The organism is Flavonifractor sp. An52 (assembly GCF_002159385.1).
Lineage (GTDB): Bacteria > Bacillota > Clostridia > Oscillospirales > Oscillospiraceae > Flavonifractor > Flavonifractor avicola.
Window position 1 is genome coordinate 116,070 of sequence record NZ_NFIB01000003.1, and the last position, 17,380, is coordinate 133,449.

At 59.9% G+C, this 17,380-nt stretch carries 20 protein-coding genes, 1 rRNA gene and 1 riboswitch; of the genes, 10 read left to right on the forward strand and 11 right to left on the reverse strand.

Going from position 1 to position 17,380, the window contains the following annotated elements; all coding sequences use genetic code 11:
* Positions 1-9: 9 nt before the first annotated feature.
* From B5G06_RS02035 to serC, 10 genes are all read right to left on the reverse strand, one after another.
* The gene (locus B5G06_RS02035) at positions 10-768 is read right to left on the reverse strand and encodes an ABC transporter permease (protein ID WP_087187443.1); all 759 of its coding nucleotides are present in this window, start codon (positions 766-768) and stop codon (positions 10-12) included.
* On the reverse strand, positions 765-1,526 hold the full coding sequence (locus B5G06_RS02040; protein ID WP_087187444.1) for an ABC transporter ATP-binding protein: 762 nt from the start codon (positions 1,524-1,526) through the stop codon (positions 765-767). Before B5G06_RS02040 ends, B5G06_RS02035 begins: the two co-directional genes overlap by 4 nt.
* Positions 1,523-2,182 (reverse strand): thiaminase II, encoded by a 660-nt coding sequence (gene tenA / locus B5G06_RS02045; protein ID WP_087187445.1) that lies wholly within the window; start codon positions 2,180-2,182, stop codon positions 1,523-1,525. Before tenA ends, B5G06_RS02040 begins: the two co-directional genes overlap by 4 nt.
* The gene (locus B5G06_RS02050) at positions 2,179-2,817 is read right to left on the reverse strand and encodes an HAD family hydrolase (protein ID WP_087187446.1); all 639 of its coding nucleotides are present in this window, start codon (positions 2,815-2,817) and stop codon (positions 2,179-2,181) included. The genes tenA and B5G06_RS02050 overlap by 4 nt, the downstream gene beginning before the upstream one ends.
* A complete protein-coding gene (gene thiE, locus B5G06_RS02055; protein ID WP_087187447.1) occupies positions 2,810-3,469 on the reverse strand; it encodes a thiamine phosphate synthase in 660 nt (219 codons plus the stop codon). The genes B5G06_RS02050 and thiE overlap by 8 nt, the downstream gene beginning before the upstream one ends.
* Positions 3,450-4,286 carry a hydroxyethylthiazole kinase gene (thiM, locus tag B5G06_RS02060; protein WP_087187448.1) on the reverse strand — a complete coding sequence of 279 codons (837 nt, stop codon included), beginning with the start codon at positions 4,284-4,286 and terminating at the stop codon, positions 3,450-3,452. Before thiM ends, thiE begins: the two co-directional genes overlap by 20 nt.
* A 5-nt stretch (positions 4,287-4,291) precedes the next feature.
* Entirely contained in the window at positions 4,292-4,804 is a 513-nt protein-coding gene (gene thiW / locus B5G06_RS02065; RefSeq protein ID WP_087187449.1) for an energy coupling factor transporter S component ThiW, read from the reverse strand.
* On the reverse strand, positions 4,801-5,619 hold the full coding sequence (gene thiD / locus B5G06_RS02070; protein WP_087187450.1) for a bifunctional hydroxymethylpyrimidine kinase/phosphomethylpyrimidine kinase: 819 nt from the start codon (positions 5,617-5,619) through the stop codon (positions 4,801-4,803). The genes thiW and thiD overlap by 4 nt, the downstream gene beginning before the upstream one ends.
* A 113-nt stretch (positions 5,620-5,732) precedes the next feature.
* Positions 5,733-5,839: riboswitch (TPP riboswitch) on the reverse strand.
* Positions 5,840-5,870: 31 nt separating this feature from the next.
* Positions 5,871-7,040 carry a phosphoglycerate dehydrogenase gene (locus B5G06_RS02075; RefSeq protein WP_087187451.1) on the reverse strand — a complete coding sequence of 390 codons (1,170 nt, stop codon included), beginning with the start codon at positions 7,038-7,040 and terminating at the stop codon, positions 5,871-5,873.
* Positions 7,041-7,057: 17 nt separating this feature from the next.
* Positions 7,058-8,143, reverse strand: coding sequence for a 3-phosphoserine/phosphohydroxythreonine transaminase (gene serC, locus B5G06_RS02080; protein WP_087187452.1), 1,086 nt, complete (start codon positions 8,141-8,143; stop codon positions 7,058-7,060).
* A 266-nt stretch (positions 8,144-8,409) separates the two neighbouring features.
* On the opposite strand from serC, the gene B5G06_RS02085 reads away from it, so the two are divergent.
* The 10 genes from B5G06_RS02085 (at position 8,410) to B5G06_RS02130 (ending at position 17,042) form a co-directional block, all read left to right on the forward strand.
* Positions 8,410-8,766: a DRTGG domain-containing protein gene (locus B5G06_RS02085; protein WP_087187453.1), complete on the forward strand. Its 357-nt coding sequence runs from the start codon at positions 8,410-8,412 to the stop codon at positions 8,764-8,766.
* Positions 8,753-9,178: an ATP-binding protein gene (locus B5G06_RS02090; protein WP_087187454.1), complete on the forward strand. Its 426-nt coding sequence runs from the start codon at positions 8,753-8,755 to the stop codon at positions 9,176-9,178. Before B5G06_RS02085 ends, B5G06_RS02090 begins: the two co-directional genes overlap by 14 nt.
* A 35-nt stretch (positions 9,179-9,213) precedes the next feature.
* The gene (locus tag B5G06_RS02095) at positions 9,214-10,539 is read left to right on the forward strand and encodes a [Fe-Fe] hydrogenase large subunit C-terminal domain-containing protein (RefSeq protein ID WP_087187455.1); all 1,326 of its coding nucleotides are present in this window, start codon (positions 9,214-9,216) and stop codon (positions 10,537-10,539) included.
* Between the two features lie 72 nt (positions 10,540-10,611).
* The gene (locus tag B5G06_RS02100) at positions 10,612-10,944 is read left to right on the forward strand and encodes a DRTGG domain-containing protein (protein WP_242955309.1); all 333 of its coding nucleotides are present in this window, start codon (positions 10,612-10,614) and stop codon (positions 10,942-10,944) included.
* Between the two features lie 32 nt (positions 10,945-10,976).
* Positions 10,977-11,687: a PHP domain-containing protein gene (locus B5G06_RS02105; RefSeq protein ID WP_087187456.1), complete on the forward strand. Its 711-nt coding sequence runs from the start codon at positions 10,977-10,979 to the stop codon at positions 11,685-11,687.
* A gap of 289 nt (positions 11,688-11,976) precedes the next feature.
* Positions 11,977-12,471: an NADH-quinone oxidoreductase subunit NuoE gene (gene nuoE / locus B5G06_RS02110; protein ID WP_087187457.1), complete on the forward strand. Its 495-nt coding sequence runs from the start codon at positions 11,977-11,979 to the stop codon at positions 12,469-12,471.
* A 62-nt stretch (positions 12,472-12,533) separates the two neighbouring features.
* Positions 12,534-13,091 carry an ATP-binding protein gene (locus B5G06_RS02115; RefSeq protein ID WP_087187468.1) on the forward strand — a complete coding sequence of 186 codons (558 nt, stop codon included), beginning with the start codon at positions 12,534-12,536 and terminating at the stop codon, positions 13,089-13,091.
* Positions 13,088-13,456 carry a (2Fe-2S) ferredoxin domain-containing protein gene (locus B5G06_RS02120; RefSeq protein ID WP_087187458.1) on the forward strand — a complete coding sequence of 123 codons (369 nt, stop codon included), beginning with the start codon at positions 13,088-13,090 and terminating at the stop codon, positions 13,454-13,456. Before B5G06_RS02115 ends, B5G06_RS02120 begins: the two co-directional genes overlap by 4 nt.
* Before the next feature lie 14 nt (positions 13,457-13,470).
* Positions 13,471-15,273: an NADH-quinone oxidoreductase subunit NuoF gene (locus tag B5G06_RS02125; RefSeq protein WP_087187459.1), complete on the forward strand. Its 1,803-nt coding sequence runs from the start codon at positions 13,471-13,473 to the stop codon at positions 15,271-15,273.
* 14 nt (positions 15,274-15,287) lie between these two features.
* The gene (locus B5G06_RS02130; RefSeq protein ID WP_087187460.1) at positions 15,288-17,042 is read left to right on the forward strand and encodes an NADH-dependent [FeFe] hydrogenase, group A6; all 1,755 of its coding nucleotides are present in this window, start codon (positions 15,288-15,290) and stop codon (positions 17,040-17,042) included.
* A gap of 220 nt (positions 17,043-17,262) precedes the next feature.
* Here the strand turns inward: B5G06_RS02130 and rrf are convergent.
* Positions 17,263-17,378: ribosomal RNA gene (rrf, locus tag B5G06_RS02135) — 5S ribosomal RNA — on the reverse strand.
* Positions 17,379-17,380: the final 2 nt, after the last annotated feature.

A 17,380-nucleotide genomic window follows, 5' to 3' on the forward strand; every position in this document is an offset into this window, starting at 1 on the left:
TCTTTTTGATTAGGAGGATTCGCCCCTCCAGCGGACAAACTTCCGTTCCAGCAGGGCCACAATTCCCACCGCCACCATGGCGGTGACCGACAGGATCACAATGGGTGCAAATACCCCCGCTCCATCCAACTGGGTCATCATCCGGCGGGAGAAATAGCCCAAACCGCTCTGGGCCCCCAGCCACTCGCCGATGGCCGCACCAATAATACTCATGGGCACCGCCATTTTGATGGCCGAGAAAAAGTAGGGCAGCGCGCAGGGGGCCTTGATCTTCCAGAAGATCTCCCGGCGGGTAGCGCCGTAGGTCTGGAGCAGCTCCGCCATTTCTGTCTTGGCCGAACGCAGACCGTCATACACCGTAATGGTGATGGGGAAAAAGGTGATGAGCACCGTCACCAGCACCTTGCTCCAGATGCCGTAGCCGAACCACAGCACAAACAGAGGCGCAATGGCGGTGGTGGGAATGGTCTGGGACACTACCACCACGGGATAGAGCATCCGCCGCACCATGCCGCTGGCATCCATGGCCACCGCCAGGGCCAGCCCCAGCACCAGGGAAATGGCCAGGCCGATGGCGGTCACCGCCATGGTGGCGGGCAGATGGACGGTAAAGAGAGGCTCCCGCAGCTCCCACAGCCGCTGGAGGATCTCAAAGGGGGTGGGTAGAATGTAGGAGGCGTTCATACCCATGGCCCCCGCCTGCCAAATCATCACCAGGGCCAGCAGGAAAATGAGGGCGGGCAGATTGGCTTTGCAGGCCTTCTTCATACGCTCACCTGCTTTCTCAGCAGCGCGATGAGCCGCTCCTTCAATTCCACCATCTCCGGGTTCTTAAGACAGGACCGGTCCCGGGGAAAGGCGGCCGGTACCGGGATCTCCGTCAGGTTGTGGATGGGGGTGGATTCCACCACCAATACGCTGGAAGAGAGGAACACCGCCTCCTCCACGTCGTGGGTGATAAAGAGGATGGTCTTTTTGTGCCGCTGCCACTGGTCCAGCAGCCACTCCTGCATGGAGATGCGGGTAAGGAAGTCCAGGGCGGAGAAGGGCTCGTCCAGCAGCAGCAGGTCGCTGCCCGTCAGCATGGTGCGGGCAAAGGCAGCCCGCTGCCGCATTCCGCCGGACAGCTCGCCCGGCATCTTGTTACAGCAGCCCTCCAGCCCCACGTCGGCCAGAGCCTCCTCCACCTTCTGCCGCCGCTGGGCCTTGGACAGGCCTCCGGCGATCTCCAGAGGCAGGGCTACATTCTCCCCCACCGTACGCCAGGGGAAGAGCAGGTCCTTCTGAGGCATATAGCCACAATACCGCTTCCGCCCCCCAATGGGCTGCCCATCCACCAGGATCTCCCCGCCCTTGGGCTGGAGCAGGCCGTTGGTCATGCGAAAGATGGTACTTTTACCACAGCCGCTTACACCCAGAACGCAGTGGAAGGACCCCGGCTCCACCTGAAAGGACAGCCGGTCGATGATATCGAAGTCCTCGGAGGGATACTGATAGGACACCTGACGGAATTCCAGCGCGCTCACTGTTCCAGCCTCCACGACATCTCCCAGAAGCCAAGCTCGTACCGGCTGCAGGCCACGAAGATGTCCTCCAGCCGCCGGTACTCCTCCTTGCTGCAATTCTGAGCCAGAGCATCCATCCGGGCCACAAGAGCGTCGTTGGTTTGCTGGTACTCCTCACTGGAATAACCCCGCACCCACTCGCCATAGAAGGGGTGGTCGGCTGCGCCGGGGATCTGGGCCAGCCGGGCGCCGATCTCGGCATAGCTCCAGGAGCAGGCCAGAATGGAGGCCACGATCTCCGCCGGGCCGCCGGCGGCGGCCACCGCCAGCATATAGCTGGTATAGGACAAGTTGGGCAAGGCAGGCTTCACCTGAAAGACCTGCTCCTCGGTGATGCCCAGTTTTGACATATAGGCCCGGTGGGTCTTCATCTCGCCGCCCAGAATGGCGTCCACGTTGGCGGAGAAAAAGCGCATCAATTCCGGGTCCCTGGCCTTCACAACACCCCAGGCAAACACCTTGGCATAGTCAAAGAGGTAGAGATAGTCCTGAAGCAAAAAGTGCCGGAACTTCTCCCGGTCCAGGGTGCCGTCCCCTATGCCTTTCACAAAGGGGTGGTCGTGGCAAGCCTGCCAGATGGGTTTTGCCGCTTCATAGAGCCGCTGAGTCACGGTCATAGGGCATTCCTCCAATCTAAGATGGTCTCGTCCGCCAGAGCAGCCAGGGCGGGCCAATCCTGTTCATAGGACGCCTCCGGCACTCCAACGGTGTAAAATCCGGCCTCTTTGGCCGTTTGTGCGGCGTAAAGAGCATCCTCAAAGACGGCGGTATCCCCTGGGGCACTTCCCATACGGCGGGCTGCCTCCAGATAGACGTCGGGCTGGGTCTTTCCCTTCCCCACCGTCTCGCAGCTGAGGATGAAATCAAAATGGTGAGCCACCCCCAACCGCTCCAGGCAGGCCCGGGCCAACGGCTCCGCCGTGGCGGTGGCCACACACAGCTTGGCCCCCTGCTGTTTCAGCTGCGCCAGATAGTCCTGGATACCAGCCTTCAGAGGGATGTCAGTGCGGTAGTGGGCCTCCATAACGGCGTGCATCTCTTCGATAATGTGCTCCGGCGGCCCTTCAATCCCAAAGGTCTCCATGAGAAAGGCAGCACCCTCCAGCATGGTCATGGGCCCCATGGCGGCCAGCTGGGCCTGGGTGGGGTGATGGCCTCTGGCCTCCAGATAGTCCTTCCCCAAGGACTTCCAGATGGGCATGGAGTCCACCAGGGTACCGTCCATGTCAAAAATGCAGAACTGCTTATCCATGCCCTGCCACCATCTTGTCTGCCAGGGTACGCAGATTTTGAGCAGCCGCCTCCGGATCCTTCTGGGCGAAGAGGGCGGACACCACAGCGGCCCCTGCCGCCCCGGTTCCCGTCAGGTTGGGCAGGTTGTGGGCGTTGATGCCGCCGATGGCCACCACCGGGATGGACACCGCCTGGCAAATGACTTTCAGGGTGTCCAGGCTCAGATTCTTAGCGTTCTGCTTGGTGGTGGTGCCGAACACCGCCCCGGCACCGATGTAGTCAGCTCCGGCCTGCTCCGCCGCCACCGCCAGCTCCACGGTGTTGGCGGTGATACCCAAAATCTTGTCCGGACCGATGAGGGCCCGTACGTCCCGGCCCATCAAATCGGCCTGGCCCACATGGACCCCGTCTGCATCACAGGCCAAGGCAATGTCCATGCTGTCGTTAATGACAAAGGGCACATGATACCGGGCAGCGATGGCCTGGATCTCCCTGGCCTCCGCCAGAATAGTGGCCTGATCCAGCTCCTTCTCTCTCAGCTGGAGGAAGGTTGCGCCCCCCTTCAGTACCTCCTCCACCACCTGTGCCAGGGTACGCTCCCCCAGCCAGCTCCGGTCGGTGACGGCGTAGAGGGTCATGCCCTGCCGAATTTCATCCTTGGTAAACTTCATAGCGCACTCCTTGTATCAGCTGTTCTTCCGTCAGGTTGAACACGCTGTCGATGAGATCAATGCGGAAGGTAGCGTTTCCCGTTTCCTTTTTGAGCCGCAGTTCCTCCGCCCGCTCGCCTGCCAGGGCAATGGACGCAGCAGCGGCCGCCGCAGCCTCAAAGGGCTTGTCCGGGCTGGCCCCGCAGAAGGCCCCTGTGAGGGCGGACAGCATACATCCGCTGCCGGTGATGCGGGCCATGGTAGGGCTGCCGTTGCGGAGGAAGAGCACCCGCTCTCCCTGTGCAATGACATCCACCGCTCCGGAGAGGGTCACCGCCGCCTCGGTCCGCTTGGACAGGGTACGGGCCAGTTCCGCAGCCTGGGGCAGGCCGGACTCGGTCACTGCGTCAGCCTGGGCTACATCCACCCCGCTGCCTCCCTCTTTATCCTCGGTAAGTGAGCGAATCTCCGAGGCGTTGCCCCGGATGACAGCAAACTGTACTTCCTCCAGCAATTTGCGGGCGGTTTCCCGCCGCAGGCCGGTAAAACCGGCGGCCACCGGGTCGAAGATCACCGGTACGCCCAGCCGGTTGGCCTCTTTTCCAGCGATGAGCATGGCCTCCCGGTCCCCCACGGCCCCTAGGTTAAGCACCAGGGCCTGGACACCGGCTACTGCGTCCGCCACCTCCAGAGGGTGGTGGGCCATGGTGGCCGAGGCCCCCGCCGCCAGCAAAATATTGGCGCAGTCGTTGACGGTAACGATATTGGTGATACACTGGACCAGAGGGGCTTTTTCCCGTACCGCCGCCAGCATGGCGGCAAAATCCATCCGTTCCATGCCCCTCACCGCCTGACCAGGGTCTGCATGACGTCCAGGCCGCCGGAGCGCTTCAGAGCAAAGAGTACTGCCCCGGCAATGATGGAGCCGCCCACAGTGGAAATCAGGAATGGGCCCATATAGCCGTATACCGCCACGCCCTGGCCCAAAATCAGGGTGGCGATGGGCCAGGCGGCCAGGCCGCCCAGGATGCCGGTGCCAAAGACCTCACCCACGCAGGTGGCACCCAGATTACGGGTGCCCCAATAGGTCAGGCCGCACACCAGCGCCCCCACCATGCTGCCGGGGAAGGCCAGCAGGGTGCCCAAGCCCAGCAGGTTACGCAGGAAACTGGCAGCAAAGGCACACGCCACACCATACCAGGGGCCCAGAAACACGGCGCACAGGATGTTGACCATGTGCTGCACCGGGGAGCACCGGGAGCCCAGCACCGGGAAGGAGACCAGGCTGCCTACCACTGCCACAGCGGTAAGCAGGCTGGCGATCGCCAGCTTTTTGACTGCTGTCTGCTGTCTCACACCTCTCCCCTCCCCTGTTGGAAGCCACCGCCTTCCGGAACGGCATAGTTATGCCACAGGGGGCCGCTGCCCTGGCCCAGGTCCAGCTTGGCCTCCATGGCAGCGGTAATGTAGGCTTTGGCCTTCTGTACCGCACCGGGCAGGTCCTCACCCAGGGCCAGGAAGGAGGCGATGGCGGAGGACAGGGTGCAGCCGGAACCGTGGTTATTGGGATTGTCCACCCGGGGAGAGCGGAACCAGTGGGCCTGACCGTTCTGCCACAGCAGATCATCGGCACTGTCGCTCCGGTGTCCACCCTTCACCAGCACCGCACCCTGCATGGTCTTGCCAATGGTCTCAGCGGCCCGCATCATATCCGCCTCGCTCTCAATGGCGAAGCCGCACAGCCGCTGGGCCTCGGGGATGTTGGGCGTGATGATGGCTGCCAGAGGGAAAAGCTCCTCCATCAGGGCGGTGAGGGCGCTGTCCTGCATGAGGGCGGAGCCGCTGGTGGATACCATTACCGGGTCCACCACGATATTCTCTGCACCATACTGCCGCAGCTTGGCGCCGATAGCCCGGATGATGGGGGCGGAGGACACCATGCCGATCTTTACCGCCTGGGGCCGGATATCCTCAAAAATGCAATCCAACTGCTCCGCCACAAACTCCGGGGTTGCCTCCAGCACATCCCGGACGCCGGTGGTATTCTGAGCGGTAAGGGCGGTGATGGCGCTCATACCGTACACCCCCAGGCAGGTCATGGTTTTGAGATCCGCCTGGACGCCGGCGCCTCCGCTGGAATCGCTGCCGGCAATGGTAAGCACACATTTCATGATTGTTCCTTCTTTCTCTTAGTAGGCAAGGGCACGAAAAAAGCGGCAGGTCCCGTTGGGACCTGCCGCTTCTCTGTACGTGAAATAAACTCCTCCGGACGGAGGAGACTCCGCACGGAAATAGTGCTGCGTCCCTACGTTGGCATTACCCAAATCAGGTCAGGTCGAGGGACTGTCCCCTCCTCTCAGCCTCCTCGCGGAAGCTCCCTTGCACGCAAGATTTTAACTTGTTTCGCCTTTTTTGTCAATCCTTAATGATTGAGCACCCGGACGCGGAACACGCCCTCCAGGGCGCGGATCTCGTCGGCCACCGCCTCGCTGATGCGGCTGCCCAGATCCACCACGGTGTAGGCATAGTCCTTCTTGGACTTGTTGGTCATGTTCTCCACGTTGACCCCGTCCCGGGACAGCAGGCCGGTAATGTTGGCGATGGCGCCGGGGATATTCCGGTGAATGATGCACAGCCGGGCCACACCGCTCCACTCCTGCACCAGGGTAGGCAGATTGACGGAGTTCTTGATGTTGCCGTTTTCCAGGTAATCCTTCAACTCCTGAGCGGCCATGACAGCGCAGTTCTCCTCGCTCTCTGGGGTAGAGGCGCCCAGGTGGGGGATGGCAATGACGTTCTTGCCCTGGAGGATCTTGTTGTTGGGGAAGTCGGTGACGTAAGCGGCCACCTTGCCGGAATCCAGAGCCGCCAGCATATCGTCGTCGTTGACCAGACCGCCGCGGGCCAGGTTGAGAATACGCACGCCGCCCTTCATCATATGGAAGGCGTCCTCATTGATCATACCCTTGGTCTCAGAGGTCTGAGGCACATGGAGGGTGATGTAATCACAGTTTTTATAGATGGTCTCCAGATCCATGGCACGGTGGACCATCCGGGACAGGGACAGGGCTGCGTCCACGCTGAGGAAGGGATCATAGCCGAACACGGTCATGCCCAGCTTGGTGGCGATGTTGGCCACCTGCACACCGATAGCGCCCAGGCCGATGACGCCCAGGGTCTTGCCAGCGATCTCAGGGCCCACAAACTGGCTCTTGCCCTTCTCCACCACCTTCTCTACGTCGGCTCCAGCACCAGCCTGGGCCTTGACCCACTCAGCACCGGCGGTGATCTTACGAGAAGCCAGCAACAGGGCGCACAGGGCCAGCTCCTTCACCGCGTTGGCGTTGGCGCCAGGGGTGTTGAACACCACGATGCCCGCCTCGGAGCAGCGGTCAATGGGGATATTGTTGGTACCGGCGCCAGCACGGGCAATGGCTCGCAGGGAGTCGGGGAACTGATACTCGTGCATATCGGCGGAGCGGACCAGAATACCGTCCTCATTCTCCACGTCGTCGCTGACGGAGAAGCGGGTCTGATCCAGCACAGACAGGCCGGCAGGGGAAATTTTATTCAATGTTTTGATGCGAAACATGATGACATTACCTCCCGTCAGTTGTTCTTGTCAAAGGCCTTGATGAAGTCGCACAGCTTCTCCACACCCTCGGTGGGCATGGCGTTGTAAATGGAAGCGCGCATACCGCCTACGGAGCGGTGACCCTTCAGGTTGGTGAAGCCGGCCTCCACGCTCTCCTTGACAAACTTGGCGTCCAGCTCGTCATTGCCGGTGCGGAACACCACGTTCATGTCGGACCGGGAGCCAGGCTCCACAGCGCAGGTGAACAGCTTGGAGTTATCGATCACATCGTACAGCATCTGGGCCTTGGAGTGCTTGATGGCCTCCATGCCGGGGATGCCGCCCTTGGACTCCAGCCAGTCCAGCACCAGGCCCAGGATGTAGATGCACCAGCAGGGCGGGGTGTTGTACATGGAATCCTTGTCGATCATGGTCTTATAGTTCATCATCAGGGGGGTGTAGGGCAGCTCGTTGCCGGCCAGATCCGCCTTGATGATGACCACAGTCAGACCGGCGGGAGCCATATTCTTCTGAGCGCCGGCAAAGATAATGCCGTACTTGCTCACGTCCACCGGACGGGACAGGATGTCAGAGGACATATCGCACACGATGGGCACCCCATTGGTCTCGGGGACATACTGCCACTCGGTGCCGTAGATGGTATTGTTGGCGCAGTAATAGAAATAGCTGGCCTCGGGGTCCAGCTTCAGCTGGTCCTGGGTGGGGATGTAAGTATGGTTCTTATCGGCGGAAGAGGCGGCCAGATTGATCTCGCCGTACTTCTTGGCCTCCTTATAGGCAATGTTGGAGAAGTTGCCGGTGACAGCGTAGTCAGCCTTACCGGTTTTGCCGATCAGGTTCAGGGGCGCCATGGAGAACTGGGAAGATGCGCCGCCCTGCAGGAACAGCACCTTATATCCCTCAGGCACGTTCATCAGCTTGCGGAACTTAGCCTGGGTGTCGTCAAAAATCTTCTGAAACACCTTGGAACGGTGACTCATCTCCATGACTGACATACCGGAACCCTGATAATTGGTGATTTCAGATCCGGCGCGCTCCAGTACTTCCAGCGGCAGCATGGACGGGCCCGCGGAGAAATTGTACACTCGCTCGTTACCCATGATAGATGGCCTCCTTGATTCCAAATTTCAAAATAAACTCCAAGATCGCGGTATTTCTGCAGCGATACAGTTGACCGCTTTATCTTGATAAAGCATATTATAGACATCAACCTGCTGCAATGTCAATACCGTGGAATCACCAAAACCAAGCAGTCTATTACAAAAACTTTGTGAAAGTTTCAACGAACCCTTTGCACTTCCAGTTGTTTTGTGGTACAATGCCCATGAACTGAGAGTTTAGTTTTCCCACGGAAGGGGAGAAGGCAATGCTGCTTTCCGACATCAAACAGATCCTGAATGCCACTGTATTGTGCGGCGAGGATCATCTGGACCGGGAGGTCATGTCCGCCTGCGGCAGCGATTTCATGAGCGATGTGCTTGCTTTTGTAAAAAATCAGGCTCTTTTGCTCACTGGTCTGGTCAATCCGCAGGTGGTCCGTACGGCAGACATGGTGGAGATGAAGTGCATCGTCTTTGTCCGGGGCAAGGTGCCGGGCAAGGATATCCTCAGTCTGGCCGAGGACCGGGACATCGTGGTCATGACCTGTCCCAAGCGGATGTACGAGGCCTGCGGCCTGCTTTACTACAATGGATTGCGAGGGAATTGCGATGGAAACGATTAGACTGGTATACCCCGTGGAGGGCGGCGACCTCATTGAAGCCGGTGAAGCCTCCAGCAAGATGAAGTTGACCCTGAAGAAGCTGGGCCTGTCTCAGGATGTAATCCGCAGGGCCTCCATCTGTATGTATGAGGGCGAGATCAATATGGTTATCCACGCCGACGGCGGTCAGGCTGAGGTCGAGGTGGAGATGGACCAGATCGTGATCCGCATGGTCGATTCCGGCCCCGGTATTCCCGATGTAGAGCAGGCTATGCAGGAGGGCTACTCCACCGCCGGTTCCACCGCCCGGGAGTTGGGCTTCGGCGCCGGTATGGGTCTGCCCAACATGAAGCGTTATTCTGATGAAATGACCATTGACACCGAGGTGGGCAAGGGCACCACTGTCACGGTCAAGATTAAGATTCCCCAGTGAAGTATGTCTCTGGCGAAGGGAGGTAAAGCAGTGCCATGGCCATGAAGCATTCCGTGGTACTGGACAGCCGCCGCTGCCGGGGCTGTACCTCCTGCATCAAAGGTTGCCCCACCGAGGCCATCCGCGTCCGGGGCCGTAAGGCCACCATCCTGCCCGACCGCTGCATCGACTGCGGCGAGTGCATTCGTATCTGTCCCCACAAGGCCATCAAGTCGGTGGGCGACAGTTTGGACGTGCTGTCCCAGTATGAATACTGCGTTGCCCTGCCGGAGCCTGCCCTCTACGGGCAGTTCCACAATTTGGACAACATTGATATTGTGCTCAACGCGCTTTTAAAGATCGGCTTTCACAAGGTATATGAGGTAGCCAAGGCCGCCGAGATGCTCTCTGACTTTGAGCGTCAGTGTATCTGTGAAGGTCCGGCTTCTGTTACGCCGCTGATCTCCTCCTCCTGCCCCACGGTGCTCCGGCTTATCCGGATGCGCTTTCCCAAGCTGATGGGTCATGTGGCCTGCACGATCCTGCCCATGGAGCTGGCAGCCATTCTGGCCCGGCGGGAGGCAGCCGAGGAGACCGGCTTGCCGCCGGAGCGGATCGGCGTCTTTGCCATCGTCCCCTGCTCCTCCAAGGTAACGGCCGCCCGGGAGTCCGAGGGTCTGAGCCATCCGGTGCTGGACGGCGCCTTTGCCATCCGGGATATCTACCTGCGGCTGCTCAGTCCCATGAAGCACCTGGAGACCGTAGAGCCCATGACCTCCGCCGGTATCATCGGAATGGGCTGGGCATCCTGCGGCGGCGAAAGCGCCGCCCGGCTGCGGGAGCGCTGTGTGGCGGTGGACGGCATCAACAATGTGATCCGGATGCTGGAGGAAATCGAGGACGGGCGCCTGCCGGAAGCCGATTTTCTGGAGCTGTCCGCCTGCACCCAGGGGTGCGTGGGGGGCTGCTTCACGGTGGAAAACCCCTACGCCGCCAAGATGCGCCTGAAAAGCCTGATGAAAGGCCAGCCCGTATCCCGGAACCGCTTCCGGTTCGAGGGCGCGGAGCGGGATATTGTCCGGCGGGACAAGGAATTACAGTACTTACCCACATTTGTTCTGGACCAGGACTTGGGGGCTGCCCTGAACAAGCAGCTGCGGATTCAGGAACTGGAATCCCACCTGCCTGGGCTCCACTGCGGGTCCTGCGGCGCCCCGTCCTGCCACGCCTTTGCTGAGGATGTGATCCTGGGCCGGGCTACGGTGGAGGATTGTATCTTCAAGGTGCGGGAGCGGATGCGCTCCATGGCAGGCAAGGACGAGGCGGACGACTATCTGCCGCCCCCCTTCCGCCGCTGTCAGCCAGAACCGTCGAACAAGTAGACCATTGGGCGCGTTGCAGAACTGCTTCTCTGTAACGCGCCCTTTTGTTTCACCAACCAAAGGAGGCATAGGATGATGACAGTACAGGAATTGATCCATTCCATGGAGCTGACGGTATTCCACCTGGCTCAGCCGGAGCGGCCAGTCACCGGCGGCTATGTAGGCGACCTGCTCAGCTGGGTCATGGGCCGTGCCGGTCAGGACTGCGCCTGGCTCACTATCATGTCCAACCAGAATGTGGCCGCCGTGGCTCTGATGGCCGACGTAGCCTGTGTGATTCTCACGGAAGGCGTCCAGCCTGATGCCGATCTGCTCCGCCGTGCCCAGGAAAAAGAGGTCAACCTGTTGGGGGTGGGCCAGGATACCTTTGCCGCCGCCTGCCGCTTGGGGCAGCTGTTGGCCTAAGACCAGTCTAACCAGAAAGGGGGGAAATCTCTTTGCAGTTTTATTACGACCTTCATCTACATTCTTGTTTATCGCCCTGCGGCAGCGACGAGATGACCCCCGCCAATCTGGCCGCTATGTGTGCCCTGGCCGGGCTGGAGATTGTAGCTCTCACTGACCACAACAGCTGCGGCAACTGCGCCTCCTTCTGCCGGGCCGCCCAGTCTCACGGCCTCACCGCCCTGGCTGGTATGGAGCTATGCACCCAGGAGGAAATCCATGTGGTCTGTCTCTTCCCCGACCCGGAACGGGCGGAGGACTTCTCCAGTGAGATCGCCAAGCACCTCCCTCCGATCCGCAACAATCCAGACCGGTTTGGCAAACAGCTGCGGATGGACGACGGGGACGGCATTCTGGGTGTGGAGACCGCCTTCCTGGCTGGCAGCACCGATATTCCCCTCTATGAAGTTTCCCGCCTGGTATCCCACTGGGGCGGCACTGCCTTCCCTTCCCACATCGACCGCCCCTCCTTCTCCCTGCTGGGGGTACTGGGTCTTTGGGACCCGGACATGGGATTCTCCGCTGCCGAGCTGTCCCACCGCTGTCCCCCGGAGCTGGCACAAAGACCCGACCTGAAGGATCTTTTGCTGCTCACCAATTCCGACGCCCACTATCTGGATCAGGTATGGGGTGCGGAGCATATGCTGGACCTCCCGGAGTGTACCCCTCAGGCCGTCATTCAGCGTCTGGCCTGCCGGGTCTGAACCTGGCCTCCGGACAACTTTCTTTACAAGAGCACTTTAATGTGCTATACTTTCCATAAAGTAACTACTGCCCTGTTGGCCCCATCCGTATTTTCTCCTCATCAGAAAAAGTACTGATGTAACAACAGGGCTATTTTTTACCTCCGCCCTTTTTGTGCAATACTTCAAATTGAACTATATGGTTTTGTATTTTTAACCATGGAAAGTCTTTACAAACGGCTTTTTTTCGCTATAATAGTGCCTTGAAAGTAAAACTAAACTAATTGTTTCAGAAAGGAAGGACGCACCTATGCCAAACTGCAAGACTGTGGTCCCCTACCGTGGGACACCTGAGCAGGAAGAACGCCTGCGGAAGGTCATCGCCGAGCACAAAGGACAGCCAGGCGCTACTATGCCTGTTCTCCAGGCCGCCCAGGAAATCTTCGGCTATCTGCCGGAAGAAGTACAGATCATTGTGGCGGAAGGTCTGGAGATTCCGCTGTCCGAAGTGTACGGGGTGGCCTCTTTTTATGCTCAGTTCACCCTGAATCCCAAGGGAAAATATCAGATCTCGGTCTGTCTGGGCACCGCCTGTTACGTCAAGGGTGCCGCCGCTATTTTGAACGCTGTGGAGCAGAAACTGGGCATCGTCCCCGGCTCCATCACCGCCGACGGCAAGTTCTCTCTGGACTCCTGCCGCTGCGTGGGCGCCTGCGGTCTGGCCCCGGTGATGATGATCAACAACGACGTGTACGGCCGTCTTACCCCCGATCAGGTAGGCCCCATTCTGGATATGTATAAGTAAAGAAGCGCGAGACGTGCGGAACAGCCGTACAGCGTGTCGGTCAGGCCACGGAGGTAATGAACGTGAAAGAAATTGCGCTGCATATTCTGGATATTGCCCAGAACTCCATTTCCGCCAAGGCCTCTCTGGTAGAGCTTACTCTGTCAGAAACGCCTGAGTCCATTACCTTCACCATTGTGGACAACGGCAAGGGCATGAGTCCGGAGCTGCTGGCCCAGGTCAGCGATCCCTTCACCACCACCCGCACCACCAGAAAGATGGGATTGGGAATCCCGTTGCTTCGTATGGCGGTGGAACAGACCGGCGGCAGCCTGACCATTGACAGCACGGAGGGCGTGGGGACCACGGTCACCGCTCTTTTCCGCCCCACGCATATCGACTGTCCGCCGGTAGGCGACATAGCCGGTACCATCACCCTCCTGCTCCAGGGCGCGCCCCAGCTGGAGCTGCACTATACTCACACCATTGACAACAACTGTTTCCAGCTGACCACAGAAGAGCTGCGGGCTCAGCTGGGCCCTGAGATCTCCCTGGCGGAACCGGAGGTCATCCTCTGGATCAGGGATTATCTCCAGGAACAAGAAATGCTGTTACGAGAAAATAAGGGGATGAAAGCATGAAAACACTTGCAGAACTGCAGGCCATCCGGGATCGGATGCGCAGCCAGATCGATCTGCGGGACGCCGGAGACGACCGCATCCGCGTTGTGGTGGGTATGGCTACCTGCGGCATTGCCGCCGGCGCCCGCCCTGTCCTCAACGCTTTGCTGGAGGAAGTGAACAAGCGGGACCTGAAAAACGTAACGGTGTCCCAGACCGGCTGCATCGGCGTCTGCCGTCTGGAGCCCATCGTGGAGGTCTATGTGCCTGGTCAGGAAAAGGTCACCTATGTGAAGATGACTCCCGACAAGGTAGCCTCCATTGTTAGTGAGCATCTGGTCAACGGCCATGTGGTGGAAGACTACACCATCGGCGCAGCTGAGTAAGGGAGGGTGAAGAGATGAGTTTTATCCGTTCCCACATTCTGGTCTGTACCGGCACCGGTTGCTCCTCCTCCAACAGCCAGAAGATCATTGAGGAATTTGAAAAGCAGCTTGTGGCACAGGGTATGGAAAAAGAGGCCAAAGTGGTCCGCACCGGCTGCTTCGGCCTGTGCGCCCTGGGTCCTATCGTCACCATCTACCCCGAGGGTGCCTGCTATACCCACGTCACTGTAGACGACGTGGAGGAGATTGTCTCCGAGCATATCGTCAAGGGTCGTATTGTCAAGCGTCTGCTCAATAAGAACGCCAGCGAGGAGGGCGCTGTCACCTCTCTGACTGAGACCCAGTTCTACAAGCACCAGCAGCGCATCGCCCTGCGCAACTGCGGCGTCATCAACCCGGAGAGCATCGACGAGTACATCGGCGTGGACGGCTACGCCGCCCTGGGCAAGATCCTCACCGAACAGATCCCGCCCCAGCAGGTCATCGACACCGTGCTGGCCTCCGGCCTCCGTGGCCGCGGCGGTGCCGGCTTCCCCACTGGCCTGAAGTGGCAGTTCACCGCCAACGCAGTAAGCCCCGACGGCGTGAAATACGTCTGTTGTAACGCTGACGAGGGTGACCCCGGCGCCTTCATGGACCGCTCCGTGCTGGAAGGCGATCCCCATACCATCATTGAGGCCATGACCATCGCCGGCTACGCCGTGGGCGCCCATCAGGGCTACATCTACGTCCGTGCCGAGTACCCCATCGCCGTCAAGCGGCTGGAGACCGCCATCGGTCAGGCCAAGGAGTACGGCCTGCTGGGCAAGAATATCTTTGATTCCGGCTTCGACTTCGACCTGGAGCTGCGGCTGGGCGCCGGCGCTTTCGTCTGCGGCGAGGAGACTGCTCTCATGCGCTCCATCGAGGGTCACCGGGGCGAGCCCAAGACCCGTCCCCCCTTCCCCGCTGTAAAGGGTCTGTTTGACCGGCCCACCCTGCTCAACAACGTGGAAACCTACGCCAACATCACCTGGATCTTCAACCACGGCGCCGAGGCCTTCGCCGCTATCGGCACCGAGAAGAGCAAGGGCACCAAGGTCTTTGCTCTGGGCGGCAAGATCACCAACACCGGCCTGGTGGAGGTCCCCATGGGCACCACCCTGCGTACCGTGGTGGAGGACATCGGCGGCGGCGTACCCGGCGGCAAGAAGTTCAAGGCCGCCCAGACCGGCGGCCCTTCCGGCGGCTGTATCCCCGCCTCCCTCATCGACACTCCCATCGACTACGAGTCCCTGGCCTCCATCGGCTCCATGATGGGTTCCGGCGGCCTCATCGTTATGGATGAGGACAACTGCATGGTGGACATCGCCAAGTTCTATCTGGAGTTCATCGTGGACGAGTCCTGCGGCAAGTGCGCCCCCTGCCGGATCGGCACCAAGCGGCTGCTGGGCCTGCTGACCAAGATCACCGAGGGCAATGGTGAGCCGGAGGATCTGGACACCATCGAGGAGCTGTGCAACCACATCAAGCAGTCTGCTCTGTGCGGCCTGGGCCAGACCGCCCCCAACCCGGTGCTCTCCACCCTGAAGCATTTCCGGGAGGAGTACGAGGCCCACATCTATGAGAAGCGCTGCCCCGCCGGCGTATGTAAAGCCCTGATCCAGTATGTGGTGGATCCTGCCAAGTGTAAGGGCTGTACCCGCTGTGCCCAGGGCTGTCCCACTGGCGCCATCTCCGGCGCGGTGCGGGCCCCCCATATCATCAACCAGTCCAAGTGCATCAAGTGCGGCGCCTGTATGGATCACTGCCGCTTTGGCGCCATCAGCAAGCAGTAAGGGAGGGAACGGACATGGACGAAAAGATGGTATCTCTGCGCATCAACGATATTCCCGTCACCGTTCCCGCTGGGACCACGGTGCTGGAGGCTGCTCGCTCCGCGGGCTTCAACATTCCTTCTCTGTGCTTTCTGAAGGACATCAACGAGATCGGTGCCTGCCGCATCTGCGTGGTGGAGGTTAAGGGCGCCAAGAGTCTGGTGGCCTCCTGCGTCTACCCCGTGGCCGAAGGTATGGAGGTATACACCAATACAGAGCGGGTTCGCAAATCCCGCCAGCTCACCCTGGAACTGATCCTCTCTAATCACCGTATGGACTGCTTAACCTGCGCCCGTAACAGTCAGTGTGAACTGCGCCAGCTGGCCAGTGACCTGGGTATTGATGCCGTGCGTTACGCCAGCGACAATATGTATCCTCAGATTGAAGATTCTGCCCCTCATCTGGTGCGGGACAACTCCAAGTGTGTCCTCTGCCGCCGTTGCACCGCCGTGTGCCGTGCCACCCAGGAGGTGGGCGTCATCGGCCCCAACGACCGTGGCTTTGCCACTCACATTGGCTGCGCCTTTGACCGGGATCTGAACGAAGTGGACTGCGTGTCCTGCGGCCAGTGCATCGTAGCCTGCCCCACCGGCGCTCTGTCTGAGAAGGACGACACTGCTCAGGTGTTAGCCGCCCTGGCTGATCCCACCAAGCACGTTGTGGTGGGTCCCGCCCCCTCCATCCGCGTCACCCTAGGCGAGTGCTTCGGCCTGCCCATCGGCACCAACGTGCAGGGCAAGATGGTCACCGCCCTGCGCCGTCTGGGCTTTGACAAGGTATTCGACGTGGATACCGCTGCCGACTTCACCATCATGGAAGAGGGCACCGAGTTCCTCCACCGGCTGCGCGGCGACGGAGTACTCCCCCTCATCACCTCCTGCTCCCCCGGTTGGATCCGGTATATGGAGCAGCACGCCCCTGAGATGATCCGCAACGTATCCACCTGCCGCTCTCCCCAGCAGATGTTCGGCGCACTGGTCAAGACCTACTACGCCAAGCAGGCAGGCATCGATCCCCACGATATCTTCGTGGTATCTGTCATGCCCTGTACCGCCAAGAAGTACGAGGTCCGCCGTGAGGAACAGCGGCTGCCCAATGGCTGTATGCCGGTGGACGTGTCTCTCACCACCCGTGAGCTTGGCCGCATGATCACCCAGGCCGGAATGCTCTTCGATCACCTGCCTGACGGTGAGTTTGATGAAATGCTGGGCATCTCCACCGGTGCCGCCACTATCTTCGGCGCCTCTGGCGGTGTTATGGAGGCTGCTCTCCGCACTGTGGTGGAGGAGCTGACCGGCGACGGTATGGCTCCCCTGGAGTACCACGAGGTCCGTGGTATGGAGGGCGTCAAGGAGGCCAGCTACGAGCTTCCCGGCCGCACTGTCCGTGTGTGCGTGGCCTCCGGCCTTCACAACGTGAAGCTGGTGCTGGACGGTATTAAGGACGGCACCCTGCATTACGACTTTGTGGAATTCATGGCTTGCCCCGGCGGCTGCATCAACGGCGGCGGACAGCCCATCCAGCACGCTGACGTACGCAACTTTACCGATATCAAAGCTCTGCGTGCCGCGGCGCTTTACAAGCAGGATCAGGATATGGAGTACCGCCGCAGCCACAAGAATCCGGTGGTTCAGACCGTCTATCACAGCTATCTGGGCGAGCCCGGCAGCCCCTTGGCCCACGCCCTGCTCCACTGCTCCTACATTAAGCAGAAGCGCTATCGGGTATAATGAAATAGAAAAGGCTCCCGCTATCAGCGGGAGCCTTTTCTATTTCCATTTGCGTGTCTCTGCAGCTTGCTCTCAGCTTCTATCCGAGTCTTTTTTGTCAGGAACCTGTAGCAGACCTCCATTCCAGCCTATCGATCAACTCTAGCTCTCTCTTCCTACCAGCCCTTCAAAACAAGTCAAACATAGTAAAAAGCGGACAGCCTAAGCTGTCCGCTCTTCGTGTTGGCGTTACCTATCTTCCCGGTCCGTCTCCAGACAAGTATTTTCGGCGCAGGTGAGCTTAACTTCCGTGTTCGGGATGGGAACGGGTGGACCCTCACCGCAATCAACACCAACTT